Origin of the sequence: Oligosphaera ethanolica (assembly GCF_030814695.1) — a bacterium.
In the GTDB taxonomy this organism is placed as follows: domain Bacteria; phylum Verrucomicrobiota; class Lentisphaeria; order Oligosphaerales; family Oligosphaeraceae; genus Oligosphaera; species Oligosphaera ethanolica.
In genome coordinates, this window is the sequence record NZ_JAUSVL010000001.1 from 213,377 (window position 1) to 238,044 (window position 24,668).

A 24,668-nucleotide genomic window follows, 5' to 3' on the forward strand; every position below is an offset into this window, starting at 1 on the left:
TTGCGTGGTGATTCATTGTGTTATTGCCGCCGGGGCTGGCCCCGTGCGTCCGGCATCATGCCTTGGGCACGGACAGGTCCGCCAGGAATTCCGCGGTGATTTTTTTGCCCAGGAGGAAGAATTTACGTTCGGGGTGCCAGAGCACGTCTTCGCCATTGCGGGTGGTGAGGCTCGGGTAGACGCCGATGTCAATGCGTTTGAGTGGCCCGAGGCGTTCGCCGTCGTTGTCCATGAGGACCTTCGAGTCGCTGAACCAGATGGGCTGCTGGGCGTCTGGCCGGTATTCGCCGAGGGCGATGAATGCCGGCCGGCGGTTACAGTGAGTGTCTTCCGGCGAGCAGCCATTGACGCGGCCGTTGTTGTTGTGGTGGAGGAGGACGTAGCGGCCGTCGTGCAGCTGGTAGATCGGGCAGCAGCACAGCGGCTCGAGAATGGGCAGGCCGTGGTCCTGGCGCAACAGCGGCGAGGGATTGCTCCAGGTCACGCCGTCGTCTGCTGACACCGAGTACCAGATGCAGCCGGCCATGGTCCGCATCACTAGGAACAACCGTTGATCGGGCAGGCGGACAATGCTGGGCTCCTGCGCCACGCTGAGCAGCGGCTGCTGATAGTGCGGCACCCGTAGCGCCTGTGAAGCCGGCGACCAGGTGGTCTGAATGGCCGACACCGCCGGGTCGTCGTCAATATTCTCAAAACGGCAGAATTCGATGACGGTCTCCCACTGCGTCCACGACGAGGTCAGGGGCGGCGTACGCACGGCCTTGCTCACCCAGCGGCTAACACCGTAGAAGTACTTGCCGGTGAGGTCGCGCATGGGTATCTGCCAGATGATCCAGTTGGACGGCACCGCCGGATTGGGATGATCGAAAGCGCTGCGCGGCATGGGCACGGTTTCGGGCTTGGACCAGGTCTGCCCGCAGTCGTCGCTATAGACGCCGTCCATGGTGCCGGTGTGCTGGTGGATGACGTCGTCAATGCCCTGGTACTGGTTGTAGAGCACGTAGATGCGGCCGCTGCGGGAAAGCAGCGGGAAACCCCAGCTGGCCATGCGGCCATCGCCCGGCCGCCGCGGCCCAACCACATGCACGGGCGTAGACCAGCTTTGACCGCCGTCGTCACTGCGGGTGAACATGATGCGGTGGTCGCCGGCGCCCTCATAGCTGCTCTGCGTCCACACGGACAACAGCGACCCATCCGGCCCGGGAAAGACCAGGAAGTGCTCGTTGCCGGTATCGAAGGTGCTGCCATCGACGCTCTTGGGCACGTACACGACATAATCCGGCGCACTGCGCTGCAACTCACGCGATATCACATCCATTGCGAAACTCCTAAAATTGTGAAAATTCTATCCACAGATTACGCAGATAAACGCAGATTTCTATTTTGGGGAGGGGGGAAAATTGATCCCCTGGTTCTTTTTATCCACAGACGGCACAAATGACGCAGCTTTTTTGATCGCAGTATAAGCAGTGGAAAAATCATCCCTAAAAAGAAATCTGCGGTAATCTGCGTAATCTGTGGATAAAAAAGGATTTCTTTAGCGCCGGTCAGCGGCGGGTCTTGGTGGTGGCTTTCTTGATGGAGAAACCGAAGAAGCCCAGGCGTTTGCCGAGGACGTAGTACTCGCCGTGCGCGTAGGCCAGCAGCTCGGCCTTGTCGATACGCAGCTTGCCCTTCTTGTCGAGGATGTCCTCCGAGACCTGCACGGACACGATTTCGGCCAGGAAGAGATCGTGTGAGCCCAGTTTGATGACCTTCTTGACCTTGCATTCCAGGTTAATGGGGCATTCGGCGATCAGCGGCGCGGCGACCTTTTCCGCCGCCACCGGCGTCAGGCCCGCGCCGGCGAATTTGTCCCCATCACGGCCGGATTTGACGCCGCAGTAGTCCGTGGCGCGCGCCAGGGCCGCCGTCGGCACATTGACGACGAATTCCTTGGTCGCCTGGATGATCTTGTAGGAATGGCGTTCGGGGCGAATGGAAATGCCCAGCATGGGCGGTTCGGAGCAGACCGTCCCGGCCCAGGCCAGCGTGATGATGTTGGGCGCAAAGTCCTCGTTACCGCCGCAGCTGACCATGATGGCCGGCACCGGCGCCAGCAGCGTGCTGGGCTTCCACTGCCGCTTGCGTATCTCCCAGTCGCTATCGCCGCGACGGCGCCGGGGGGTGTTGCCCTCTTCGGCGTCCATCCGCGGCGCGACCTGGCGCTGGCCAAAAACGGCGCGTGGTGACGCGGCCTTGCTGTTGGTCGCCGGCTTGCTGCCCCTCGCCATGCCGGTGGCCGGCTTATTGACCCTCGCCTCGCTGGTCGCCGGCTTCTTGTCGCGGCTGCGGCCGCCGGTGGGTGTTGGTTTGCGCGCCATGTCAGTTTTCTCCTAGTTGTAAATCATTTGGAAATAGGAATAAATCCACGTCAGGACTGGTCATTGTTGTCCGGTTTCGTAGCCAAGCTGTCGTATTATGCTATATTAGAAAGTTTTGTTTTCCACCCTGCGAAGCGTAATTGCATCACTTCGCGCAATATTCAGAGGAGGCATCCGGCGCAATGGACATTGACAAGACGAAACCGTATCCGCTGATCAACAGCTTAGAGTGCAAATCCTGTGGGCGTTGTGTGGACGCCTGTCCGAAGAAGGTCCTGGCCATTGGCACGGTCATGAATCCGCGCGGCTACCACGCGGCGGTGTATGTGGGCAGCGGCTGCATTGGCTGCGGTACCTGCTTTTACACCTGCCCGGAACCGCACGCGATTGAAGTGCACATCCCGGGCAAAGAGTGACCCCGGCTCTTTTCGGCACCGACAGCACTGTAATATTGTAAAGTTCATCAGCAAGGAATATCATGGCAACAAAACTTGTTAAAGGCAACACCGCGGTAGTCATCGGCGCGTTGTACGCGGGTTCCGATTGCTTCTTCGGTTATCCCATCACCCCAGCCAGCGAGGTGCTGCATGAGGCATCGCGCTACTATCCCCAAATGGGCCGGCAATTCGTGCAGGCCGAGTCCGAAGAGGCGTCGATCAACATGTGCTACGGCGCGGCTTCGGCGGGCCATCGCGTCTTCACGGCATCGTCCGGCCCGGGCATCAGCCTGATGCAGGAAGGCATCTCGTACTTGGCCGGCGCCGAGTTGCCGACGGTGATTGTAGATATTATGCGGGCGGGCCCGGGCCTGGGCAACATCGGCCCGGAGCAGTCCGACTACAACCAGGTGGTCAAAGGCGGCGGCCATGGCAACTACAAGTGCATCGTGCTGGCGCCGAACTGCGTGCAGGAGATGTGCGACATGACCATGCTGGGCTTTGAACTGGCTGAGAAATGGCGCACGCCGGCATACGTCCTCGCCGACGGCGTCCTCGGGCAGATGATCGAGCCCTTCACTTTCCCGGAGAAAGCCGTCACGCCAAAAGGTGACAACAGCTGGGCCGTCTGCGGCACGGCCGAAACGCGCAAGAACCTCATCTCCAGCATCTTCCTGGATTTCACCCAGCTGGAGGAATTCAATACGCGCCTGCAGGATAAGTATGCCCGCATTGAGGCCGAAGAAGCCCGTTGCGAAGAGCAGCAAACTGAAGACGCCGACATCATTCTGGTCGCCTACGGCATCAGCTCGCGCATTGCCAAGACCGCGATGGACGTCGCCCGCAAGACCGGCCTGAAAGTCGGTCTTTTCCGTCCCAAGACGCTCTTCCCCTTCCCCAAGGCCGCGTTGCAGCGGCTGGCGAGCAAGCCCGTGACGTTTGTCAGCGTGGAAATGAGCAATGGCCAACTGCTTGACGACATTCGCCTGGCCATATCCTGCCAGCGCCCGGTCGAGCTGGTCAACCGCCTCGGCGGCAATCTCATCACCCTCGATCAGGTGATGGACAAAATCAATCACATCGCTGGCAAATAAAGGGGTGGTCATCATGAGCGAAAAAGTTATTTGCACCAAAGGCATCTATCCAGAATTTCCCCGCAAGGGCCCGAGCGCGGCGCCGGCGGCGACGCATTACTGCCCGGGCTGCGGCCACGGCGTCCTGCACAAGCTCATTGGCGAGGCGCTGGCCGACCTCGGCCTGCAGGATCAGACCGTCATGATCAGCCCAGTCGGCTGCGCGGTCTTCGCGTACTACTATTTTGACGCCGGTAACATCCAGGTCGCCCACGGTCGGGCGCCGGCCGTGGCCACCGGTGTATCGCGCGCCACGGACAAAGTCGTGATCGCCTACCAAGGCGACGGCGATCTGGCATCCATCGGCCTGAACGAAACCCTGCAGGCCGCAAACCGCGGCGAGAAGATCGCCGTGTTCTTCGTGAACAACACCGTCTACGGCATGACGGGCGGCCAAATGGCCCCGACCACGCTGATCGGCGAAAAGACGATCACCTGCCTCAATGGCCGCGATCCACTGACCCAGGGCTACCCGCTGCACATGTGCGAGCTGATCAACAGCCTCAAAGCGCCCGTGTACGTGGAACGCGTCGCCGTGTCGGACGCGAAGAACATCCGCAATGCGCGCCGGGCCGTGCGCAAAGCGCTGGAAATCCAGCGCGACGGCAAGGGCTACACTTTCGTCGAAGTGCTCTCGCCCTGCCCCACCAACCTCGGCACCACCTCGGTCAAAAACAACGACTTCATCAACAACGAAATGGCCAAGGAATTCCCCATCCAGAATTTCCGGGACAACAGCGCCACGGCGGAGCACGTCGTCCGCAGCACGAGCGACTTCAGCAAAGAGAAGCTCGATGCAATGTTTGAGTTGGCGGACATTCCCGCGGCCATCGCCCACAACACCGCCAATTTCGAGGAAGCCCAGGTGAAAATCGCCGGCTTCGGCGGCCAAGGCGTCTTGAGCCTCGGCATCATGCTGACCCAGGCCGCGCAGGCCGCAGACATGAAAGTGTCGTGGTATCCGTCCTACGGGCCGGAGCAGCGCGGCGGCACGTCGAACTGCTCGGTGATCGTGTCGGCCAAGCCCATCGGCTCGCCCGTGGTCTACCACCCGGACCTGCTGGTCGCCATGAACCGGCCGTCGCTGGAACGCTTCAAAAACGACGTCAAGCCCGGCGGCACCATCATGTACGACGCCAATATGGGCGACGTGGAACTGCCGGTCGGCGTCAAAGGCGTCGCCGTGCCCGCGCAGGCGCTGGCCGAAGAAGCCGGGTCGGACAAGGCCGCCAACACCATCATGTTCGGCGTCATGCTCGAACTGGGCATCACCCAGCTGCCCGAAGCAGCCTTCGCCCGCGCCCTCGAAGCAAACTTCGCCAAAAAGCCCAAGCTCATCCCCCTGAACCTCGCTATCCTCGAGTTCGCCCGCCAGTGGGTCCGCAAAAACGTCAAATGACCCGCAAAGCGGCGTTGTAAACCCAAGCGGCCCCGGGGACGCTTGGGACTGCTGGGACCGGCTGGCAGCGGCTCTGGGGCGAGGACTCACAGACTCATGAGGCATGGTCCCATGGATTGGACTGAGGGGACGCCTGGGACCGTGGGGATTGACGCAGTGGACGCTGGGGACTGATTGGCCGACTCCGGGGACCGGTTGGCGCGGCGCTGGGGCGAGGACTCACAGACTCATGAGGCATGGTCCCATGGATTGGACTGAGGGGACGCCTGGGACCGTGGGGATTGACGCAGTGGCCTCAACTTTTCATCTCTTGGAAGTAACTACATTATTTTGCCATCGTCTGGCGGTGGCAGTAGCGCTTCCCGGGTCGACGGCGAGTGCCGTGAGCATCCCCGGGGCCACGACCTCGAAGATTTCCCTCGCCTTGAGCGGCACTTCGGCCACGATTCTGGAACCATCGGGGTAGGCTACGGCCCTGAGCTTCCGTGCCTGGTCAAGGGCCTTGTTGACCGAAACGTGCCCTAGCAGATCAGCCTTGCGGAGCGCGTTCTCAAGCAACTTGAACAAGGTCACGGCGATGAAGGCGAGGAAGAGCCGTCCCTCCACGCTGTCATCGCCGGCGGAACGCAGGCGATCATTGCCCGTTGAGTTTTTCAGGATGTCGAAAACCTTTTCCTGGCAGTCCCGGCTGCGGTTGTCCCGTAGCGTCTCTTCGGCGTTGGCTTCGCGATCGCTGTTGAGCACCATGAACATACCGAGGTTTTTCATCGTTGCCGCGTAGGTCTTTTCAGCAACGCAGACCTGGAAATCGCCATCTTTCGAGATGGCCGCGCAATCGCCTTCCTCGCGCGGGCCGCGGGTGGCCTTCCTGACCGAGAAGAGGTCTGCCTTGCTCTTGCCCGCTGTCGCTGTCAGCCACGCCTGGGCGTCCTCAAGCGTGGAGAAGGATGTGCGCGAAAAGTCCGTCATGATACCGTGAAGCAGTTCTGCCAGTTCGCGTTCCTGCCTGGCTCGTTCGCATTTGTTCAGAAAGAGATGGGCCGTGGCGGCGAACCAGCTGTCTTTTTCGCCTTTTCGCCCGCGTTTGGTCACAACGTAGGTATCCGCCGCGTGGTGCAGCGTCGTGTCATCAAAGGTGACTATGCTTTTGAAGGAACGGAACTTCAGCCGGTTTTTATCCAGCAGCCGCTGCGCCTCGCGGTTGTTGCTCACAGGCACCCCGATGGTGAAGCCCAGCTTTTCGTTGTGAAGGTAATGCAGGTTTTCGGCGCTAAAAAAACCTCTGTCCAAGGAGAAGGTATAGGCCGACAGTCCGAGCTTGGAGATGGCTTGCGAGGTGTTTATCAAGGTAGTGACATCAGCGATGCTTCCATGTATAAGCCTGTAGAACAACGGCAGATGCGTCTCTCGCGAATAGACCATATTCAGGTTGACCTGCGGCAAGTGTTCGCCATCACGATTGTGTCCCCATTCGGCCAGGCAGAGCTTTTCCGCGTAACTGGAGATGGACGTGGTGTCACTGATCAGAGCTTTCGGGTTGCCGCTGGCCTTGAACCAGGCACGGAAAAAGTCGTTACGCAGGTCCGAATGCTCGCCGAGGTGCTGAAGCAGCCGAGTCATCGACGACGGCGACAACGACAGGTCTGCGTCGCGCAAAGACGTGTCGTCAGCCCAGTCTTCAAGACGGCAAAGCGCGCCCCCTTCGCAGCACTCAAAAATGGCCGCGGCCAAAATGCGTTGAGCGTCCTGTTCGCCAAAGGCGCGTATCAGGGAGCCATGCAGGCCGCTGTCGCCGGCAAGTCGCGCAAGCAGAGAGACGCGGCCCAGTTCAACGTCGTGACAGGATGTCAGGGTCTTGAGCACAATCTCCCTTTCGCGAAGCAGGCGCTTGCGCCCGGCATGGACGACCTTGCGCCCGCTGTAGCTGATCCCCTTGGCCTGCAGCAGGGCGACAAGCTCCGCCGTGGGCTCGGGGCAGCTCCTGCCCAGTAGCAGGTCCGATGCATCCTGGTCGAGGACGCCAAGATAAACCCGTTTTTGCACGGGATAGGTCCGGCCCTCCACCCGATGGCTGTCAACCAAATAGACATGAACGCGGTCTTTGCCGAAACGTTGCTGGACAATATATGACATGCGCGCCTCCTTGACAGGAGCTGGTGTAGTTACTCCTGTTAACAAGACAAAGTAACTACAGAAAACAAAAAAACAAGCTCAAAAAGCTTGTAGTTACTTTATTTTTTCAAAAATTATGAAAAGTTTAGGCAGTGGACTCCGGGGACAGGTTGGCCGACTCAGGGGACCGGCTGGCAGCGGCGCTGGGGCGAGGACTCACAGACTCATGAGGCATGGTCCCATGGATTGGACTGAGGGGACGCCTGGGACCGTGGGGATTGACGCAGTGGACTCCGGGGACAGGTTGGCCGACTCAGGGGACTGGTTGGCCGACTCAGGGGACTCCTGAAACGGAAGTTTGAGGGGTTTTCAACACAATCGTGCCTAATTTTCTTTTTTTTGCTCGAAATGTAGTCTAGATACTTGACAAAAATTTGTGTTATATTATTTTCTATCTGTACTTAAGTATTGTAGGCTAGTTAAAATGGGGCAGACTATGAAATACCGGGTTCAGCAATTCAAGAAGACGCAGCACGGGAAAATCTACCATTATTCTTGGATCGGGTACAGCTACCGGACAGCGAAGGGCACGCCTACCTTCAAGCGTGTGGCCAGTTTGGCTGGGCTTCCTCCCGAAGCGGTCAAGGCCATCAGCAACTCTCTTTCGTCAAATGGCGAATCCAGTGACACCAATCTCAAGGTCGAGTTTTTGTCGGCCATTCCGCTTGGCGCGGAGGCCGTGGCGCATCACTTTGCTGATGAACTAGGCATCCTTGACGCGCTGGCTTGCCTGCCCGAACGGGATCGAAAAGTGGTTCTCGCCTTGATCCTTGATCGAGTCGTGGAGGCCTTTCCGCATTCCCGGAAGTCGCTGTTTGAAAACCTGCCAGGCAGCGGTCTGTCCCGGGTATGCGGTTTGGACGACGAGGATATCAAGCTGGAGCAGATGTATTATGCTCTGGATCATTTGTTTCCCTGCCAGGATACCATCGAACACTATCTGTTCAAACGGAATCATCCGAACCAATCGCGCATGTTCCTGTACGACATCACCAGCAGTTATTTTGAGGGCAATGCGTGCCCGCTGGAGGCTTTCGGCTACAATCGTGATCACAAGCAAGGCAAGAAGCAAATCGTCATCGGCATGCTCACCGACCAGGCTGGCTGTCCCGTAAGTGTGGAGGTCTTCGAAGGAAACACCAGCGACCAAAGCACCGTCATGGACAGAATTGACTCGATGAGGAAAAAGTTCGGGATCGAGGAAATGGTCTTCATTGGAGATCGGGGCATGCTGACGCGGGCGAGACGCAACGACCTGACTGCCAGGGAATATGAGAAAATCAAGTACATCACGGCCTTGAGTCGCGACGAGTTCACCCGCTTTGTCGAGGATGACGATCACCCGTTGCAGCTGTCTTTGTTTGACCGCACCAGGCTGGTGCAAGTGTCGCATGACGGAATCAACTATGTGCTATCCTACAACCCCGAGTTGGAGGAACGCAACTGCGCCGACCGCGATAGAATGCTCGAAAAAACGGAGGCCGTCCTCAAAGGTATTGAAGCCAGTGTGCAAAAAGGGCGTCTGCGTCAGGAAAAACTCATCGCCAAAAGGTTGTTCTCCAAGTTCGACAAATGGAAATGCGCGCGCTTCTTCGATGTCGACTATGGCGAAGGACGTTTCAGCTATCGCCGCAAGGACGAACTCATTGAGTCCTACCGCGCCATGGACGGCTTCTATGTGTTTACCACCGATATCCTGGACATAAGCGCCGAGCAGACACGGGATGAATACCGTGGACTTCAGCAAGTGGAACAGACCTTTCGAACCATGAAGACGACGGATATCTTCATGCGCCCCATTCGTCTGTGGAATCCGGAGCGGGTCAAGGCGCACATTTTTGTCTGCATGCTGGCATACATGATCATCTGGAAGGCCCGCCACAAACTGGCGGAATTCACGGAGCCGCAAGGAGACCTGCGTGTTTCATTGCAAACGGCCTGGAGCAAGCTGGGCGAGCTGCAAATAGGGAAAATCAAGTTGGGAGACGAAGTCCATGAGCAGTTGAGCCAGCCGGAGGCTCAATGCCGGCAGCTACTCAAGCTGGCCGGATTGAGCGCATCCGCCATCAGCAAAAGTTTCCTACGTGGGTAGAGCGAAATTTCGCTGAAATTTCCCCGACCCACGCAGGAAATCACGGCGAGGCCCTCAAACTTCCGCTGAAAGCCGACGTCCCAGCGGGTTTCGGCCCAGATCACATGGACGAAGTCGTCTGGCCGGCCAAGTTCGGCCCGAAGGGCCGCACCATGCATAACCCCGGGTGAGGCGCCCGGAGGGCGCCGCAACCCGGGGTAGGACAGCAACCTAGAATTGCGCCCGGAGGGCGCCACATTGGCCAGCCATGTCGCCTCCCACCGCACCAGAGTGGCAAGGTGTCCATCCAATATCAATCACTGTCCGATTACACGACAATTTGGCATTTCAGGCTGACAGGCTTGCAAACACACCGCAGAATACTATATTTCCCCGCTTCATTTTTCAGAACGGGACTGTCCCGCTCAATAATACTAGAAAACCCTAACTGACGCCAAAGGGGGTGACAACGCAATGTCAGATGTCAAATGCCGCAAAGGCGAGCCCGTAGAACGCGCACTCCGTCGCTTGAAAAAGAAGATGGACAAAGAAGGCACGATGAAGGAGCTCCGCAATCGCCGCCATTACGAAAAGCCCAGCGAAGTCCGCCGGCGTCAGAGTCGCCACTCGCACTAAGCGATTGACGCTCAAACCCCTAAATCCCCGCTAGTCAGATAATGACCAGCGGGGATTTTTTTTGCGAGCGGAAGGAAGAGGGACCGCCGCCGGCCCGGCGGCATGCATCCTGGCAATCGGTCAGTGCACAACCCGGCGCTCCGCTGGGACAATTTCCAGGAAACCCACGGCCAGCCGCCGCACATATGGAAGGCTAACCAGGCAGCAAGTTTCTTAGGAGTAACTACCCCGGTGGGGACAACACCGGGGACAATTTTCCGGAAACCCACGGCCAGCCGCCGTCCAACCATCCGACCTTGATTGCCGCCGACCTTTGCGGCAGCAGGTTTCATAGGAGTCATAGCGGGCCCAGAGTAGCAGCGGCTTCCAGCCGCTGTGCGCACGGCTCGTGCGGGCGGCGAAGACGGGCCGGGTACGGTCGGCGTGGATGACGAGGACGGTGTAATAAGCCGTCTTGTCGGAGTGGGCGAGACGCCCACTCCACGGCCGCGAGACGTAATCGGTAAATAACCACCCTGGTGGGGAAACACCGGGTACAATTTGCAGGAAACCCACGGTCAGTCGCCGCCCAACCATCCGGCCTTGATTTCCGCCGACCTTTGCGGCAGCGGGTTTCATAGGAGTCATGAACAATTGAACCGTAGAGCTTCGTGCGGAGCCAAGCGTGCCCGTTTCCTTGGCCGCGAAGCGGCAGAAGCGCTGAAAGCGCGAAACATACCAGCCCAGGGCAAGCAGCGCCGAAGGCGCGCGCCGCCCTGGGTACAACGGCGACTATGTTCGTATTCCTCGGCCTCTTTGGCCACAGTCGGCGAAGCTGACTGGGGCCAAAGAGGCAATGGAACTCACTTGCTTGCCTGAGGTTGACGTCGGCGGCATGCCTGGCATCCATTATCAATCACTGACCTATTATTGCCCCCGAGCAATTTTGCGCGTATAGCGGGACATTTGCGGTGACACGGAGCATATTACTGGCCTGTTTTTTATCGGCCTGGTTATTCCCGCCTGTATTCTCGTCACCATCCCAGAGGAAGCGCCATGAATTCCATTACTTACGACAGCGTCCGCAAGCTGTTTTTGCTACAGACTGCGCGGATGTCCTACGCCTTCACCATCAGCAGCAACGGCAAGCTGGTCCACGTCTATTGGGGGGCGAAAGTGCCTGACAGCGGCTGTTTTGACGGCATGCTGGCGGGGCTGCAGGCCGACACGGCCGTCGGCGGCGTCAACGCCGGTTCGCGGCCCTACGAGTACCGCACGCAAGACCCCTTTGTCTATGGCGATATTGCTCTCTTGCCGATTTTCGCCGACGGTGTCCGCAACGCCCGGCTGGTGTACGATCATCACGACATCAGCGAGCACGCGTTGGTGGTCAGTCTGCGTGATGAACATTATGCTTTGGCCGTCGATCTGCACTACGATCTCTTTGGCGATCTCGACCTCATCAGCCGCCACGCGGTGATCCGCAACAACGGCGACACAGCGGTTACGCTTGACGTCATCCGCAGCGCGACGGTCAATCTACCGCCCCGCCAGGACTACCGCATCACGCATTTCGCTGGTAATTGGGGCGCCGAGTTGGGCCGCAATCAGTGCATGCTGACCCAAGCGCAATTCTTGCTAGAGAATCACCGCGGCACCTGCGCCGCGCATCAGCAGCAGCCCTTCATCGCGCTGGATCCCCGCGGCGAAAGCACTCAGAACTGCGGCGAGGTTTTCTTCGCGGCGCTGTGCTGGAGCGGCAATTTCAAGCTCTGCGTCGAAAAAAGCTATTACGGCGACGTGTCCATTTCCGCCGGCGTCAACGACTTCGACTGCCAGGTCGATCTGCCGGCAGCGGGCACTTTCACGACACCGGCGCTGGCCATTGGTTTTTCGGACACCGGCTTTGACCGCATAAGCGAGATCCTCTACGATTGGCAGTTTGACTGGATCAGCCCCCGCCCCAAAGCCCACGATGTGCGCCCCATCATTTACAACTCGTGGTACCCCTACGAGTTTGATGTCCGCGAGGACAATATCCTCGGCCTGATCGACAAGGCCGCACACATCGGCGCCGAGCTCTTTGTGATTGACGACGGCTGGATGCCCAAGCGCGTGAACGAGAAGGCCGGCCTCGGCGACTGGGTCGTCGATCCCCAGCGCTTCCCGCGCGGCTTCACCCCGATCACCGAAGCCTGCCACCAGCGCGGATTGCTCTTCGGCCTGTGGGTCGAACCCGAAATGGTCAATCCCGACAGCGATCTCTACCGTGCCCACCCAGACTGGGTCATCGCCGATCCCACCCGCCCGCGCAGCGAGCAGCGCCGCCAGCTCGTCCTGGATCTGTCCCGTGACGATATCCGCGACTGGGCCATCGACTGGCTGGACAAGCTCATTGACGACTACCAGCTCGACTATCTCAAATGGGACATGAACCGCTACCTCAGCGAGAACGGCCCCAAGCGCGATCTGTCCATCCGCTTCATCCAGAATCTCTATGCCATCTGGGCGCATCTCAACGAGCGTCATCCAAAGGTCCTCTTTGAAAATTGCGCCAGCGGCGGCGGCCGCGCCGATTTCGGCATGGTGCCCTACGCCGACCGCATCAACCGCAGTGACAACGCACGGCCCAGCGATGTCATGATCCTCCACGAGGGTTTCACGACGCTCTTCGTGCCCAAGACGGCCGGCGGCGCGGGCAATATCTCGTCAGATGCGAGCACGCCGCTGCCTTTCCGCATTCACCTGGGCATGACTGGCTCCATGAGCGTGGGCATCAATCTCCTCAAGGCCACGGACGAAACCATCGAGCAGCTGCGTCAGGCCACGGCGGCCTTCAAGCTGGTGCGCGCCGACCTGCAGAACGCCTACGTCTATCACCTGGCGTCCGCCACGGAAAAGCCCTACGCCGTCTGGCAGTACCTGCGGCGCGACCGTAAGACCTTCGGACTCTTCGCGTTCGCCCACGGCATGCGGCACTGGGATCGCAACCTCCCGCGCTTCCGCATGCGTGGACTCATTGCCGACGCCATCTACTGCGCTCCGGATGGCAGCCGCCACAGCGGCGCCGAACTCATGAACGTCGGTATCGCTATCACCCTCAAGGGCGACTACGACAGCAGCTTCACCTTCTACAAAGAAGGCTGATGGATGCCACGCCGGCGGGATGCGTAGTCAGCCATAACCGCCGGCTGGCCGGCGCGGGCCCGCTCAGGCGGGCGCGCCACCAAATTCGTCCGGCATGAAGGCGTAGCCGCGGATCTGGCCGCGCGGCGCGTCATCGACGATATAATTGACCACGAAGATCTCGCCATCGGGGAACTGCACCCATCCCGAGTAGCCCAGGTCGCTATTGGCTGAGCGATCGTAGTCGATGGGCATGATGCGAGTGGCGGCGCCACGCCGTTCGTGCGCGAGTGCCGAGTCATCGTCAGTCACGGCGGCGAAGAAGTTCTGCGTCCAGGAACCGAGCCAGCCCTTACCGCCCTGCATGAAGCGGTAGGTGATCATGATGCGGCCGTCCTGCAGATGGCCGGCAACGGGCCGGTGGCAACCCGGCAGCGGAAAATGAATGGGCTCGGACCAACTCAGGCCGTCGTCCTCAGATATGGTCTTGAAGCAATCCCAGCCCTGGCCGGAGTTTTCCCGCAGAAAACACACCAGCTTGTCCCGCACGCACAAAACGCTGCCCTCGCAGAGATTCAGGCCGGCGCATTTGCCGGCGGGAATCGGCCCCTGCCAGCTGCGCCCCTGGTCGTCGGAATAACTCACAAATTGAGCGAGAAAGCCGTCCTGCAGATGATGGCAGGACAAAAGCCAGCGCCCCGACGGCAGCTCCAGTACCTTGTCCGGCACAATGCCGCGCACCGGCGTGGTCACCTGTTCGCCCCAGGAGGCGCCGTCGTCGCTGGAGAAATAGAGGACGTTTTCGGCGAGGTGACTGGTATTCTTTTCGCCGCTACCGCCGGCGGGGGCGCGCCGCGGAATTTTGTCCACATTGGCGCAAAGCCGGCCGTCGCTGAGGCGGGTGATGCGGGCGCAGTTGTAGTAGTAATCGCAGTCGGCAGTGCCTTCGGTGAGCGGCCGTGGCGACGACCAGCTGCGACCGCGGTCACAGGAGTCGCTGAGCATGATGCGCGTGTAGGAACGGTCGCGATGGTGCGTGCACTCCGAAAAAATGCAGACGAGTTTGCCAGATGGGCACAACGTCACATCCGGCCAGGCCAGATACCACTTGTCATCACGGGCAATAGCGATTTTTTGCATGGCGGGCTCCTTGCAGCGGTCTTGTTGGCAGAACGAATTATCTGTGCCGTAAAAGATACCCAGCCGCCAGTAGAAAACAACCCCGCATCACCGGCGGGGCCCCCAGGTTCTATGCCGCCGGGACGGCGGCGCTCCCAGGTTCTATGCCGCCGGGACGGCGGCGCTCCCAGGTTCTATGCCGCCGGGACGGCGGCGCTCCCAGGGTCAATGCCGCCGGGACGGCGGCGCTCCCAGGTTCTATGCCGCCGGGACGGCGGCGCTCCCAGGGTCTATGCCGCCGGGACGGCGGCGCTCCCAGGTTCTATGCCGCCGGGACGGCGGCGCTCCCAGGTTCTATGCCGCCGGGACGGCGGCGCTCCCAGGATCAATGCCGCCGGGACGGCGGCGCTCCCAGGATGCATCCAATCGGTCTCCCAAGCGGTTGCGCATCGCCGCGCGGAATCGTATGGTAAAGAGAACAACAGCCCGTACGCGCGCCGCGGCGCCATTTTCCCCAGCGGCGTGGCGCTTGCCGGCCATGGCCAACGCACCATCATCAGCATGTACAAAATAACGTTCTATGTCCCCAGCGATGCCGCCGAGGCGGTAAAACAGGCGATGTTCGCGGCCGGTGCCGGCCGCATCGGCTGTTACGACTGCTGCTGCTGGCAATGCCTGGGCCAGGGCCAGTTCCGGCCGCTTGCCGGCAGCAATCCGACCATCGGCAGCCACGGCGACATCACGCGCCTGGAGGAACTGCAGGTCGAGATGGTGTGCGCTGACGCCTGCATCGCCGCGGCCATAGCCGCCTTGCGTGCGGCTCATCCCTACGAAACGCCGGCCTTCGCCTACTGGCGCGTCAATGACGCCCTGCCCACAGTGCCCGCAGCCGCAGCCGCTGCTGCGCCCGTGCCCGCCGCGGTTCCACCGCAGACGCGGAGGGCCGGCCGATGAGCAGCAACGGCATCGCGCTTGATGGCAGCGTCGTTCGCCCGCCGTATTCCGGCGTGCAATTGTCAGTCAGCCACGAAATCAAGGCGTTAGCGGAGTTTTTCCCAGCGGAGCAGCTCTGCCTGTTCAGCCGTGACGACGGCCTGGCGGCCTTTGCTGCGGAGCGCCACATCGCGCGGATTGCGCCACCAATGTGGACGGGCCGGCCGGCCGGCCGTGCCCTCTGGCAGCAGCTGCTTTTGCCGGGCGCGCTGCGACGGCGTGACATCGGTGTTCTTCACGCGTTCGCGTACACGGCGCCGCTGCGCTGTCCGGTGCCCTACGTCTTGAATGTCCACGACCTGATTGCGCTTGAGCATCCCGAGCTCTGTGCGACGACCAACGTCTGGCACATGCGGGCCCTGTTGCCGGGCAGTGCTCGACGGGCGGCCATGAACATCGTTTCCACTGAGCATGTCGCCGGGCAGCTCATGAGCATGCTGGGCGTCCCTCGTGAGCGCATCGTGGTCGCACCGCTCGGCGTGGATGCGGCGCGCTTCAGCACAGCAGCGCCGCGGCCGGCAGAGCTGGCGCCACTGGCGGATCGCCCCTACCTGCTCTTCGTGGGCAACATCGAGCCCAAAAAGGGCCTGGACACCCTGCTGGACGCCTATGCGGCCTGCGCAGACGCCATTGGCGGCCTGCCTCTGGTCATTGCCGGCCGGGCAGCGTGGAAATCCGCCACCGTGGTCCGGCGCATCCGACGCTGGCGCGGCCCGGGGACAATTCACTGGCTGGGGCGCGTGTCGGCCACGATGCTGCCAGGTCTGTACCAGCATGCCGCGGCGCTGGTCATGCCATCCATCACCGAGGGCTTCGGCATGCCAGTGCTGGAGGCCATGGCGGCCGGCACGCCTGTCGTTCACAGCGCCCATCCGGCGCTCTGCGAGGCCACCGGCAGCGCCGGCCTGGGCTTCGCCGTCGGCGCGCCGCTGGACCTGGCCCAGAAACTCCGCACGCTACAGCAAAGCACAGCACTGCAGGACGATCTGCGCGCCGCCGGCCGGCAACGCGCCGCGTCTTTCAGCTGGCACCGCTGGGGCGAGAGTGCTGCCGACGTGCTCAAGCAGGTGCTGCAAACTGGCAAGGCGGGTTCATGATATCCATCCAGACCACCCCGGCATTGCCTGCAAGCGGGCCCGCGCGCCGTTACGCACACCTGGCGTTGCTGGCCGTGGTTATCACTGTCGCGTTGCCGGTGCGGGCACAGGTGACGCAGGCCTACGACCGGCCGCCGCCGGGCATCAACATGGCGCGCGCCGCGACCAATAGCATCACCAGCGGCAGCGCCCGCGCGGCGACCCTGCGCAGCTATGGCGCCGTCAACGGCCTGGAGCTCAACGCCCATTTCACCCAGGGCGGACCGGCGCGGGCCAGCTGGGATTTCCCCATCAACGCCAACCTGGCCAATCTGGCGGCGGTGCAGCTGAAGCTGTACTGCCCCCGCCCCGCGCTGGCCCGGCAGTTCAACGTCTATATCAAGGCCGGTGAGACCTGGTATAGCGCGGCATTCGCGCCGGCCGGCAAGGGCACTTGGGAAGAAATCGTCATTCCTAAGACTCGCTTCGTGCCGGAGGGCGCGGCAGATTCCTGGCAGCACTGCAGTTTCATCCGGCTGGCTGCCTGGCAAGGCAGCAGCGGCCAGCTGGCTATCCACCTAGCCGATCTGCATTTCCTGCCGGCCAATGTCAATGCCGCCTTGCTGCGTAGCAGCGGCAAGAACCTGAAAGAGTCCTACCGTTACGCCCGACACTTCGGCGAAGCGTTATATCAGATTGGCATCCTGCCCGCCGTCCTCGAAGAGCCCGATTGCGCCGGCACGGCAATCAGGCCCTTTGCGATGTCCATTTTGGCCTATCCGCCGGCGGCGTCGCCCGCGCAGAACAGCGCGCTGATCTACGCGTTGAAACGCGGCAGCAAACTCTGCGCTTTTCACACGCTGTCGCCCATCTTGGCGACCGAAATGGAGCTGCCCGCCGGAAAATTCACCACCGCCAGCGCGACCGGCCTGGCCTTGGGCGGCGTCATTCCCTCGCCGACGCAACTGCCGGAAGCTCGGCCTTTCCGGCAGCAATCCACGGCTTTTCTGGCGGTGCAGCAGCTGCCGCCGCAACTGCAGGTGGCGGCGTGGTGGGCGGACAGCAACGGCCGGACGACCTCGTGGCCGGCCATCATCGAATGCCCCAAGGGCTTCTGGATGACCCACGTCTATCTCAACCAAGATCCCGGCCCGGGCGCTATGACTATCGCCGCCATGCTCGCCCAACACACGCCGGAGCTCTTCCAAAAGGCCGCGAAATTCCTCTACTACCAGACCCGACAACTCTACCTTGACGCCGCGCCATCCAGCCAGCAGGCCAGCCAACGGCTGCTCAATGACGCCGCCGCGGCCTACAAGAAAGGCCAGTTCAGCACGGCCATCGACCTCGCCCGGCAATGCCAGGACGCCCTCGCCAACGCCAGCGGCGGCAACGCCGACGGCGCCGTGACGCGCGCGCCGCGACGGGACGAAATCCGCGCGGTGTGGAGCCGGCGGCCCGACGGCCTACCCGGGCGGAGCTGGGAGGACACGGCGGCCATCCTGGCCAAAGGCCGCTTCAACGCGGTGTTCCCTAACGTGGCCAGCGCCTACTCGACGGCCTACCCCAGCGCACTCGTGTCGCAGAGCAGTCGCGGCGATGCGCTTGCCGACGCCATCAGCGCGTGCCGCCGCCACCGCCTGGCGATTCACGCATGGGTGTCCTGCCTGGGTGTCGAAGACGCCAGTGACAACACCCTGCAGACCCTGAAGCGTCAGGGCCGCCTGCAGCAGAATGACGCCGGCGCCACCCGCAACTGGCTCTGCCCGACGCAAGTGGCCAATCGCGATCTGCTGCTAAGCATCGTCACCGAACTGGCCGGCCGCTACGCGCTGGACGGCGTACAGTTTGACCTCATCCGCTATCCCGAGACCAACTCCTGCTTCTGCCCCAGCTGCCGCAAGTCCTTCGAGACCTATCTGCGGCGGCCGGTGTCGTCCTGGCCAGCGGCGGTCCAGAGCTCCGGCAGCGACCGGAGGGCATGGGAGACCTTCCGGCAGGACGTGATCAACGCGCTGGTGGCCGACCTGGCCAAGGCCGCGCGGACCGCCCGCCCTGGCATCGCTGTCTCGGCGGCAGTCTATCCCGACCAGGCCAGCGCCAAAACCATGGTCGGCCAAAACTGGCACCTGTGGCTCAATAAAGGCTGGGTGGACTTCATCTGCCCCATGAACTATCGCGCCAGCACCGCGCTCTTCGCCGGCGATCTCGACCGCCAGACGCACCTGCTCGGCAACGGCGACAAAATCATCGCCGGCATCGGCGTGTCTTCCGAACGCCTGGAACTCAGCGAACTGCAACGACAAATTGCCGCCGCCCGCGCCGCCAACGCCCGCGGTTACATCCTCTTCGAACTCACGCCCAGAGAAGCCTACGACCTCATACCCAAATTATCGCCGTAGCCGCGTTGTATTCCGCCGGCCGTGAAAACATATTGTTAGTTTGCCAATCGGATCAAAAAACCACCGCCAACAGGAGAAATAGCATGGGTATCGGAGCAATGGAATGGCTGCTTATCTTCCTGATCGTGCTGCTGCTTTTCGGCGCCAAACGGCTGCCCGAAATCGCCCGCTCGCTGGGCAAAGCCACGCAGGAATTCCGCAAAGCCAAAAATGAAATCGTCAACAGCGTCGACGAAAGCGCCAACGCCGCCAAGCCCGCAGCCAAGCCCGACGACGACACGGCCAAGAGCGCCGAAGCACCCGCCAAAGATGGCGACCAGCCACCCAAGCAGGGCGCCTGAGGAAGCGCGGCGCCCTCTCGGAGTCTGACCTGCCACATGGTAGCACACCCCGGCGCCGCCCCCTTATACGTTTCACCCTGGGCGCAGCACCCGCTACACCGCTGCAAACCAAGGGGGGGCTTGTGTGACCCTGCGTCAACGGTCCCCGGCGTCAAGGCGTCATTGCTCAGCGTCCCGCCGGTCCCTGGCGTCCAATCCATGGGATCATGCCTTATGAGTTGTTCACAAATTATGTTTACACTTTTCAACACAAACGTGCTTTGATAAAATGCCTCGTCACCGGCCACCATGTCACTCGCCGCGAAGCGGCAGAAGCGCTGAAAGCGCGAAGCATACCAGCCCAGGGCAAGCACGCTGAAAGCGTGCGCCGCCCTGGGTACAACGGCTACTACACTCGTGTTCCTCGGCCCCTTTGGTCCCAGTCGGCGAAGCTGACTGGGACCAAAGGGGCAATGGAACTCACTTTTCTTGCATGCACTGTCGCACCCCTTCATATTGCATCGATGTGGAAGACGTGTTCCAGGGGTTGCCACACAGCGCAACTCGTGGCAGGTGTGTTGCACGCTTTCAGCGTGCCTAGGTATAGCAGTAAATGTAATTATCGAACAGCCATGGGTCGCGAGTCCTCCCCCCCCAGCGCAGCACTAATTCAGAAAAGTACATTCGGAGCCATGGACGACCGCAAGCAATCCATCATCGACCACCTTGAAGAACTGCGCCTGCGAATACTCAAGTCGCTCATTTGCGTAGTCCTTTTTTTCGCGCCGGGGTATTTTCTGGCGCAGCCGTCGATTGAGGCTCTCAAGCGCTATGCGGCGCCGCCGGGAGTCATGTTTTACTACCTGGAGCCGATGGCGTTGTTTTTCACCCGCATGAAGCTCGGGCTGGTCTATGCGTGCCTGTTTGCATTTCCGGTCATTGCCTACCAGTCTTGGCGCTTCGTGGCGCCGGGGCTGTTTCAGAAAGAGCGCTACTACATTACCCGTCTGAGTGGCGTCAGCACCCTCTTGTTTTTGGTGGGCGTGGCCTTTTCGCTGTTCGGGGTCTTTCCAGCGCTGATGCGTTTTGCCTACGGCATGTCGACGGCTGACATCGCACCGATGCTCCAGGTCGGCAGCGTGGTCAACATGGCCACGCTGCTATCACTGGGTTTCGGCATCATGTTCCAACTGCCCATTGTCGTCTTTTTCTGTGTCATCAGCGGCATGATTTCACTCGATGCCATGCGCAAGGCCCGGCCTTTCATCGTGCTGGTCATCTTCGTGCTGGCGGCGGTACTCACCCCGCCGGATATCGTCAGCCAGCTCTGCATGGGCCTGCCCACCTGGCTGCTCTTCGAAATCAGTCTCTTCGCCGTCGCCAAATACGCCCAGCGGCAAAAAGTCGCGGCCAAAAACGACGACGACACCGATGACGATGATGATGATGACGCCAATAGCGCCGCCGGCGACCCGTCCGCGCCGGCGGCCGTATCCGAGGAGCCCAGCTGGCTGGCTCCGGACAGCAGCAACAGCGACATCTATCCCAACGACATGATCAGCGGCGGCGAGCCGCTTGCGGGCGTAAGTCCGGGGCGCGTTCGCCATATCGGCCCCGGCCGCCACGGCCGTTCCGCGCGAGGCCGCCGCCGCGGCTAATTTCACCCGAGGACTTCCATGATAGTGACCGTAGTGCGGCACGGCCAGACCGTCGCCAATGAAACCAACACCATCCAGGGCCAAAGCGACACCGCGTTAAATCCCCTCGGCATCAAGCAGGCGCATTGCGTAGCCAAACGGCTGCAGGGCGTCGCCTTTGCGGCGGTATACAGCAGCGATCTGTCCCGGGCGATGGACACCGCCCGCATCATCGCCCCCGAGCAGGAGCCCATACCCACGCCAGGCCTGCGCGAATGGAACCTCGGCGCCTGGCAGGGCATGAGCGCCCAGGAGGTCCGCGAGCGGTTTCCCGGCGAACTGGAGGCCTTTCTCAACGACCGGCCGGGCCTCTGTGTCACCGGCGGCGAGACCAAGAGCGAAGTCTATGAGCGCGCCGCGGGCTTTCTGCGCGCGCTACCGGCGAAGCACGCCGGCCAGCATGTGCTGGTTGTCAGCCACTGCGGGCTGATCCGCGCGCTGCTCAAGGAGGTCATGGCGGTGTCCGGGCCATGGCCGCGACAGCCGCAGGTGGCCAACGCGTCCATCAGCCGCTTTGTCTTTGACAAGGGCGTCTGGCAGCTCGCCTGCTGGAATGACACCGCGCACCTGCAAGGCTTGGAGTCCGACCGTGGCAACTACTGACCAACAACACGGCGACGCTGCGGCCGCCGCCGGCCGCGAGGCCATGGCGCACTACGACGCCTGCGGGCTCTGCCCGCGGCAATGCGGCGTCAACCGCAATGCCGGCGAACGCGGCGTCTGCGGCGAAACCAGCGACTGTCGCGTCGCAGCCATCACGGCGCATTTCGGCGAAGAGCCGCCCATCAGCGGCCGCAATGGCTCCGGCACCATCTTCTTCAGCGGCTGTTCAAGCGGCTGCTTCTTCTGTCAGAATTACCAGATCTCGCAGGAGCACCTCGGCCGCACACTGAGCCACGACGAGCTCTACAACGAGGTCCAAGCGCTGATTGCGCGCGGCGTACACAACCTCAACTTCGTCACCCCGGAGCATTGGTGGCCGCATATCAGCGTGCTGTGCCGCAGGCTGCGCGCCGAAGGCGTCTTTCTGCCCTTCGTGTGGAACAGCTCGGGCTACTTCCTCACCGAATGGCTCGACCAGCAGTGCGCCCTCATCGACATCTTTTTGCCCGACTACAAATTTGCCGACGCGGCGCTGGCGCATGCCTGCATGGGTGACAGCCGCTATCCCGATCTGGCGCTGGCGGGCATCTGCCGGCTGGCCGAGCGCGTGGGCTTTCTGCGGCCCTGGGATGACAGCGGCGACATCTGCGCCAGCCGCGGCCTGATGGTGCGCCATCTGGTGCTGCCCGGTCAGGTCGAAAACAGCCTGCGCGTGCTCGACAATCTCGCCCGCGAGATCGGCCCGCAGCTGCCCATTTCCCTCATGAGCCAGTTCCGGCCCGTGCCGGAATGCGGCCGACGCGGCTTCCTCGACCGCATGGTCGCCATAGACGAATACCGGCAGGTCTGCCAGCACCTTGACGACCTCGGCTTCACCAAGGTCTTCATTCAGCCGGAATTCGGCGATGACAATTTCCTGCCGGACTTCAGCGCCGACCGGCCTTTCAAGGGCAATCCGCCGCCCACAGGGCCAGCTGCGCCATGAATTTGCGGTGATACTCGCCGAGGCGGCTCCAGATGCTCCACGGCGTCGCCGCGCCCCAGTCGATGGGACTGGCGAAATAGACCACGCGGCCAGCGCCATAAGGCCGCACGACCAGCGCCGGCGAGGACAAGGGGGCGACGACCTGCGCGCCGCCTGTATAGCGCAGTAGCACCTGCGCATCTACCCGCGGTACAACCAACTGCAGCTGGCCGATGCCCTGATAGCTCTCCGGATACAGCGGCAGCCCCGCCAGCACTGGGTGCGCCAGCGCGGCGGTATCCGCCGCGATCAGGTGGTAGAGGCGGTCATTGACCGTGGTGAACTCGCGCGTGCCGTCCCGCGGCGAACTCGCCCGCAGGTTCAGCTCGCCCTGCACCATACTGATGGGCAGGATATCGGACAACTCGAAGGCCCGGAAGTCGATCGTGCCCTGCACCAAGAGCCCCGCGCCGGCCTGAACGAGCTTTTCCACTTGGCGCAGATTCGCCGGCGAGATGCGTCCGGCAGCGATGACGACCAGGCGGGCGTTTTGCCACAGCGCGTCATCCAGCTCATCATTGACATCGTGAGCGCTGACGGCGAAGCCCGCCGCCTGCAGGCCGTGCTGCCAGAACTGCGATACCCGCGTGGGTTGGAGCTCGCCGGCGTCATTGCGCCGCAGGTGCGCAAAAATCAGCGCGCCGGCGCCTTTGGCATCGCCGTCCCAGGCGGTGCGGGGTTTGTCGCGCAGGATTTCCTCGCGGCTGACATCCAGGAGCAGCTCGTCGCCATTGCGCACCTGTACCTGGAGGCGGTAGTCGCGGCCAGCCGGTACCGGGCCGAACTGCACTCGCAGCGGCTCGCCTGGCGCGGCGGCGCGCCCCTGGAACTGCTGCTGACGGCGGTCGCGATTGGCGAGGTCTTCGATGGTCAGCGACAGCGACAGGTCCTGCCAGACGCGATAAGGCAGAAAGGCGATCTCCAGCTGCTGCTCGCCATCCAGTGCCGGCGCAGTAAGTGCCCAGTCGACCATTCCGCCGGGGCCCTCGCCCTTGACACCGCTGAGGCCCTGCCCCGCGCCGCGCCAGCTGCGCCATTCGCGGGCCTGCCCAGGGAAGAGATTGATGATCATGAAGGGCTCGCAGGAGTAGGTCTTGGCGTCGGTCCAGACGCGCCACCACGCGAGCTTGCCGTCGAAGCTGTTCATAAAGACATCGCCGGTGGCGCGATTGCCCAGAGCGTGCCAGGCCTCGCTGATCTGGTCGATGCTGATGGCGCCCCAGTGGTAGCCGGGGGTCATGCTGACGACATCGCTGGCCTCGCTGTCCACGCGCAGCGGCCCCAGGCCCGCCGCAGCGGGTGGCGTCACGGGAATGCTGCTCCAGCTGTCCTGGTCGTAGCCGTTGTCGACGCCCTGCCCCCAGAAGCCGTGGGTGAACCAAGTGGTCTGAAAGGCCTTCTCGCCGGTATTGCGCAGACTGCGCCGTGTATGCAGGCGCGATTCGCCGGCGTAGAGGGTCATTTCCTTGCGGTACTCGCAGGCGTAGCCGAAGTCGGTGGCAATGGTCTGGGTAAACGTGAGGCGCCAGGCACCGGTGGCGCTGCGTGGGCCTTCGCGGTCGTCCTCGGCGAGCGCCTGCCAGACGTCGTCCTCACTGTTGCGCCATTCCTCCAGCATGGTCCAAGGCGCGTGCTGCACCTCCTTCAGACTGCCGCGAAAGCCCCGGCCCGTGCCCTCGGCGACGCCGATACCGGGGAGCATGAAGACGTAACGGCCGGGCTCCAGCTCGGCCATGGGCACCGTCTCCTCAAATTCCTCCGGAATGCCGTACCAGTTCTGATTCTTGTCATTGACACTGGCCAGCCAGCTACGACCGCTGGGCAGATAGCTGATATTGTAAATCCAGCCGCCCCAATTGAAACGACTGCCGTATTTGTAAACGACCTTGACGGGATTGCCCTCGGCATCCAGAGCCGGCTCGACCGGCGGCGCGGCTTCGCCCGTCATGATTTCCACGCGCAGGAATTCGTTGCTCAGGACGACTTCCGGCACGCCGTCGCCATCCACATCCGCGTAATCACGGGTGACGGTGCTGCCGGCGCCATGGGCGGCCAGACAAAGGGCCGCGCCTATTCCTACCAGGGCTCTGATCTGCATGTTGTCGCTCCTTATCAAGG

General features: G+C 61.9%; 17 protein-coding genes and 1 pseudogene. 13 read left to right on the forward strand and 5 right to left on the reverse strand.

Annotated elements, in window-relative coordinates; genetic code table 11:
• Positions 1-55: 55 nt before the first annotated feature.
• Both J3R75_RS00755 and J3R75_RS00760 read right to left on the reverse strand, forming a co-directional pair.
• Positions 56-1,318 carry a sialidase family protein gene (locus J3R75_RS00755; protein ID WP_307259216.1) on the reverse strand — a complete coding sequence of 421 codons (1,263 nt, stop codon included), beginning with the start codon at positions 1,316-1,318 and terminating at the stop codon, positions 56-58.
• Between the two features lie 229 nt (positions 1,319-1,547).
• The gene (locus J3R75_RS00760) at positions 1,548-2,363 is read right to left on the reverse strand and encodes a flavin reductase family protein (RefSeq protein ID WP_307259217.1); all 816 of its coding nucleotides are present in this window, start codon (positions 2,361-2,363) and stop codon (positions 1,548-1,550) included.
• Positions 2,364-2,545: 182 nt separating this feature from the next.
• On the opposite strand from J3R75_RS00760, the gene J3R75_RS00765 reads away from it, so the two are divergent.
• The 3 genes from J3R75_RS00765 to J3R75_RS00775 all read left to right on the forward strand — a co-directional run bounded on the left by J3R75_RS00765 (position 2,546) and on the right by J3R75_RS00775 (position 5,332).
• Positions 2,546-2,779: a 4Fe-4S dicluster domain-containing protein gene (locus J3R75_RS00765; protein ID WP_307259218.1), complete on the forward strand. Its 234-nt coding sequence runs from the start codon at positions 2,546-2,548 to the stop codon at positions 2,777-2,779.
• Between the two features lie 62 nt (positions 2,780-2,841).
• Positions 2,842-3,894 (forward strand): 3-methyl-2-oxobutanoate dehydrogenase subunit VorB, encoded by a 1,053-nt coding sequence (locus J3R75_RS00770; protein WP_307259219.1) that lies wholly within the window; start codon positions 2,842-2,844, stop codon positions 3,892-3,894.
• Positions 3,895-3,907: 13 nt separating this feature from the next.
• The gene (locus J3R75_RS00775; protein ID WP_307259220.1) at positions 3,908-5,332 is read left to right on the forward strand and encodes a 2-oxoacid:acceptor oxidoreductase family protein; all 1,425 of its coding nucleotides are present in this window, start codon (positions 3,908-3,910) and stop codon (positions 5,330-5,332) included.
• A gap of 303 nt (positions 5,333-5,635) precedes the next feature.
• Here J3R75_RS00775 and J3R75_RS00780 read toward each other — a convergent pair whose 3' ends face one another.
• Complete coding sequence (locus J3R75_RS00780; protein WP_307259221.1) at positions 5,636-7,465, reverse strand: IS1634 family transposase; 1,830 nt, start codon at positions 7,463-7,465, stop codon at positions 5,636-5,638.
• A gap of 475 nt (positions 7,466-7,940) precedes the next feature.
• Here J3R75_RS00780 and J3R75_RS00785 point away from each other — a divergent pair, with 475 nt between their 5' ends.
• From J3R75_RS00785 to J3R75_RS00795, 3 genes are all read left to right on the forward strand, one after another.
• Entirely contained in the window at positions 7,941-9,596 is a 1,656-nt protein-coding gene (locus J3R75_RS00785) for an IS1634 family transposase (RefSeq protein ID WP_307259061.1), read from the forward strand.
• A 453-nt stretch (positions 9,597-10,049) separates the two neighbouring features.
• Positions 10,050-10,211 (forward strand): 30S ribosomal protein S21, encoded by a 162-nt coding sequence (gene rpsU / locus J3R75_RS00790; protein WP_307259223.1) that lies wholly within the window; start codon positions 10,050-10,052, stop codon positions 10,209-10,211.
• A 1,035-nt stretch (positions 10,212-11,246) separates the two neighbouring features.
• Entirely contained in the window at positions 11,247-13,337 is a 2,091-nt protein-coding gene (locus J3R75_RS00795) for an alpha-galactosidase (RefSeq protein WP_307259224.1), read from the forward strand.
• Positions 13,338-13,400: 63 nt separating this feature from the next.
• On the opposite strand, the gene J3R75_RS00800 is transcribed toward J3R75_RS00795, so the two are convergent.
• Positions 13,401-14,456: a sialidase family protein gene (locus J3R75_RS00800; protein ID WP_307259225.1), complete on the reverse strand. Its 1,056-nt coding sequence runs from the start codon at positions 14,454-14,456 to the stop codon at positions 13,401-13,403.
• A 540-nt stretch (positions 14,457-14,996) separates the two neighbouring features.
• On the opposite strand from J3R75_RS00800, the pseudogene J3R75_RS00805 reads away from it, so the two are divergent.
• From J3R75_RS00805 to J3R75_RS00835, 7 genes and pseudogenes are all read left to right on the forward strand, one after another.
• Positions 14,997-15,302, forward strand: a pseudogene (locus tag J3R75_RS00805) (NGG1p interacting factor NIF3); the annotation flags it as partial.
• Between the two features lie 83 nt (positions 15,303-15,385).
• Positions 15,386-16,525: a glycosyltransferase family 4 protein gene (locus J3R75_RS00810; RefSeq protein WP_307259229.1), complete on the forward strand. Its 1,140-nt coding sequence runs from the start codon at positions 15,386-15,388 to the stop codon at positions 16,523-16,525.
• Entirely contained in the window at positions 16,522-18,906 is a 2,385-nt protein-coding gene (locus J3R75_RS00815; protein ID WP_307259230.1) for a glycoside hydrolase family 10-like protein, read from the forward strand. The genes J3R75_RS00810 and J3R75_RS00815 overlap by 4 nt, the downstream gene beginning before the upstream one ends.
• A gap of 83 nt (positions 18,907-18,989) precedes the next feature.
• Complete coding sequence (locus tag J3R75_RS00820) at positions 18,990-19,247, forward strand: Sec-independent protein translocase subunit TatA/TatB (RefSeq protein WP_307259232.1); 258 nt, start codon at positions 18,990-18,992, stop codon at positions 19,245-19,247.
• A 671-nt stretch (positions 19,248-19,918) separates the two neighbouring features.
• The gene (tatC, locus tag J3R75_RS00825) at positions 19,919-20,884 is read left to right on the forward strand and encodes a twin-arginine translocase subunit TatC (RefSeq protein WP_307259233.1); all 966 of its coding nucleotides are present in this window, start codon (positions 19,919-19,921) and stop codon (positions 20,882-20,884) included.
• An 18-nt stretch (positions 20,885-20,902) separates the two neighbouring features.
• Positions 20,903-21,526 carry a histidine phosphatase family protein gene (locus J3R75_RS00830; RefSeq protein WP_307259234.1) on the forward strand — a complete coding sequence of 208 codons (624 nt, stop codon included), beginning with the start codon at positions 20,903-20,905 and terminating at the stop codon, positions 21,524-21,526.
• Complete coding sequence (locus J3R75_RS00835; protein ID WP_307259236.1) at positions 21,513-22,511, forward strand: radical SAM protein; 999 nt, start codon at positions 21,513-21,515, stop codon at positions 22,509-22,511. The genes J3R75_RS00830 and J3R75_RS00835 overlap by 14 nt, the downstream gene beginning before the upstream one ends.
• On the opposite strand, the gene J3R75_RS00840 is transcribed toward J3R75_RS00835, so the two are convergent.
• Positions 22,471-24,648: a hypothetical protein gene (locus J3R75_RS00840; protein ID WP_307259238.1), complete on the reverse strand. Its 2,178-nt coding sequence runs from the start codon at positions 24,646-24,648 to the stop codon at positions 22,471-22,473. The genes J3R75_RS00835 and J3R75_RS00840 overlap by 41 nt on opposite strands.
• Between the last annotated feature and the right edge of the window lie 20 nt (positions 24,649-24,668).

Excerpts from the sequence above, each read along its gene's own strand:
- J3R75_RS00755 (WP_307259216.1), bottom strand. The coding sequence starts at position 1,318 with ATGGATGTGATATCGCGTGAGTTGCAGCGCAGTGCGCCGGATTATGTC.
- J3R75_RS00760 (WP_307259217.1), bottom strand. The coding sequence starts at position 2,363 with ATGGCGCGCAAACCAACACCCACCGGCGGCCGCAGCCGCGACAAGAAG.
- J3R75_RS00765 (WP_307259218.1), top strand. The coding sequence starts at position 2,546 with ATGGACATTGACAAGACGAAACCGTATCCGCTGATCAACAGCTTAGAG.
- J3R75_RS00770 (WP_307259219.1), top strand. The coding sequence starts at position 2,842 with ATGGCAACAAAACTTGTTAAAGGCAACACCGCGGTAGTCATCGGCGCG.
- J3R75_RS00775 (WP_307259220.1), top strand. The coding sequence starts at position 3,908 with ATGAGCGAAAAAGTTATTTGCACCAAAGGCATCTATCCAGAATTTCCC.
- J3R75_RS00780 (WP_307259221.1), bottom strand. The coding sequence starts at position 7,465 with ATGTCATATATTGTCCAGCAACGTTTCGGCAAAGACCGCGTTCATGTC.
- J3R75_RS00785 (WP_307259061.1), top strand. The coding sequence starts at position 7,941 with ATGAAATACCGGGTTCAGCAATTCAAGAAGACGCAGCACGGGAAAATC.
- rpsU (WP_307259223.1), top strand. The coding sequence starts at position 10,050 with ATGTCAGATGTCAAATGCCGCAAAGGCGAGCCCGTAGAACGCGCACTC.
- J3R75_RS00795 (WP_307259224.1), top strand. The coding sequence starts at position 11,247 with ATGAATTCCATTACTTACGACAGCGTCCGCAAGCTGTTTTTGCTACAG.
- J3R75_RS00800 (WP_307259225.1), bottom strand. The coding sequence starts at position 14,456 with ATGCAAAAAATCGCTATTGCCCGTGATGACAAGTGGTATCTGGCCTGG.
- J3R75_RS00810 (WP_307259229.1), top strand. The coding sequence starts at position 15,386 with ATGAGCAGCAACGGCATCGCGCTTGATGGCAGCGTCGTTCGCCCGCCG.
- J3R75_RS00815 (WP_307259230.1), top strand. The coding sequence starts at position 16,522 with ATGATATCCATCCAGACCACCCCGGCATTGCCTGCAAGCGGGCCCGCG.
- J3R75_RS00820 (WP_307259232.1), top strand. The coding sequence starts at position 18,990 with ATGGGTATCGGAGCAATGGAATGGCTGCTTATCTTCCTGATCGTGCTG.
- tatC (WP_307259233.1), top strand. The coding sequence starts at position 19,919 with ATGGACGACCGCAAGCAATCCATCATCGACCACCTTGAAGAACTGCGC.
- J3R75_RS00830 (WP_307259234.1), top strand. The coding sequence starts at position 20,903 with ATGATAGTGACCGTAGTGCGGCACGGCCAGACCGTCGCCAATGAAACC.
- J3R75_RS00840 (WP_307259238.1), bottom strand. The coding sequence starts at position 24,648 with ATGCAGATCAGAGCCCTGGTAGGAATAGGCGCGGCCCTTTGTCTGGCC.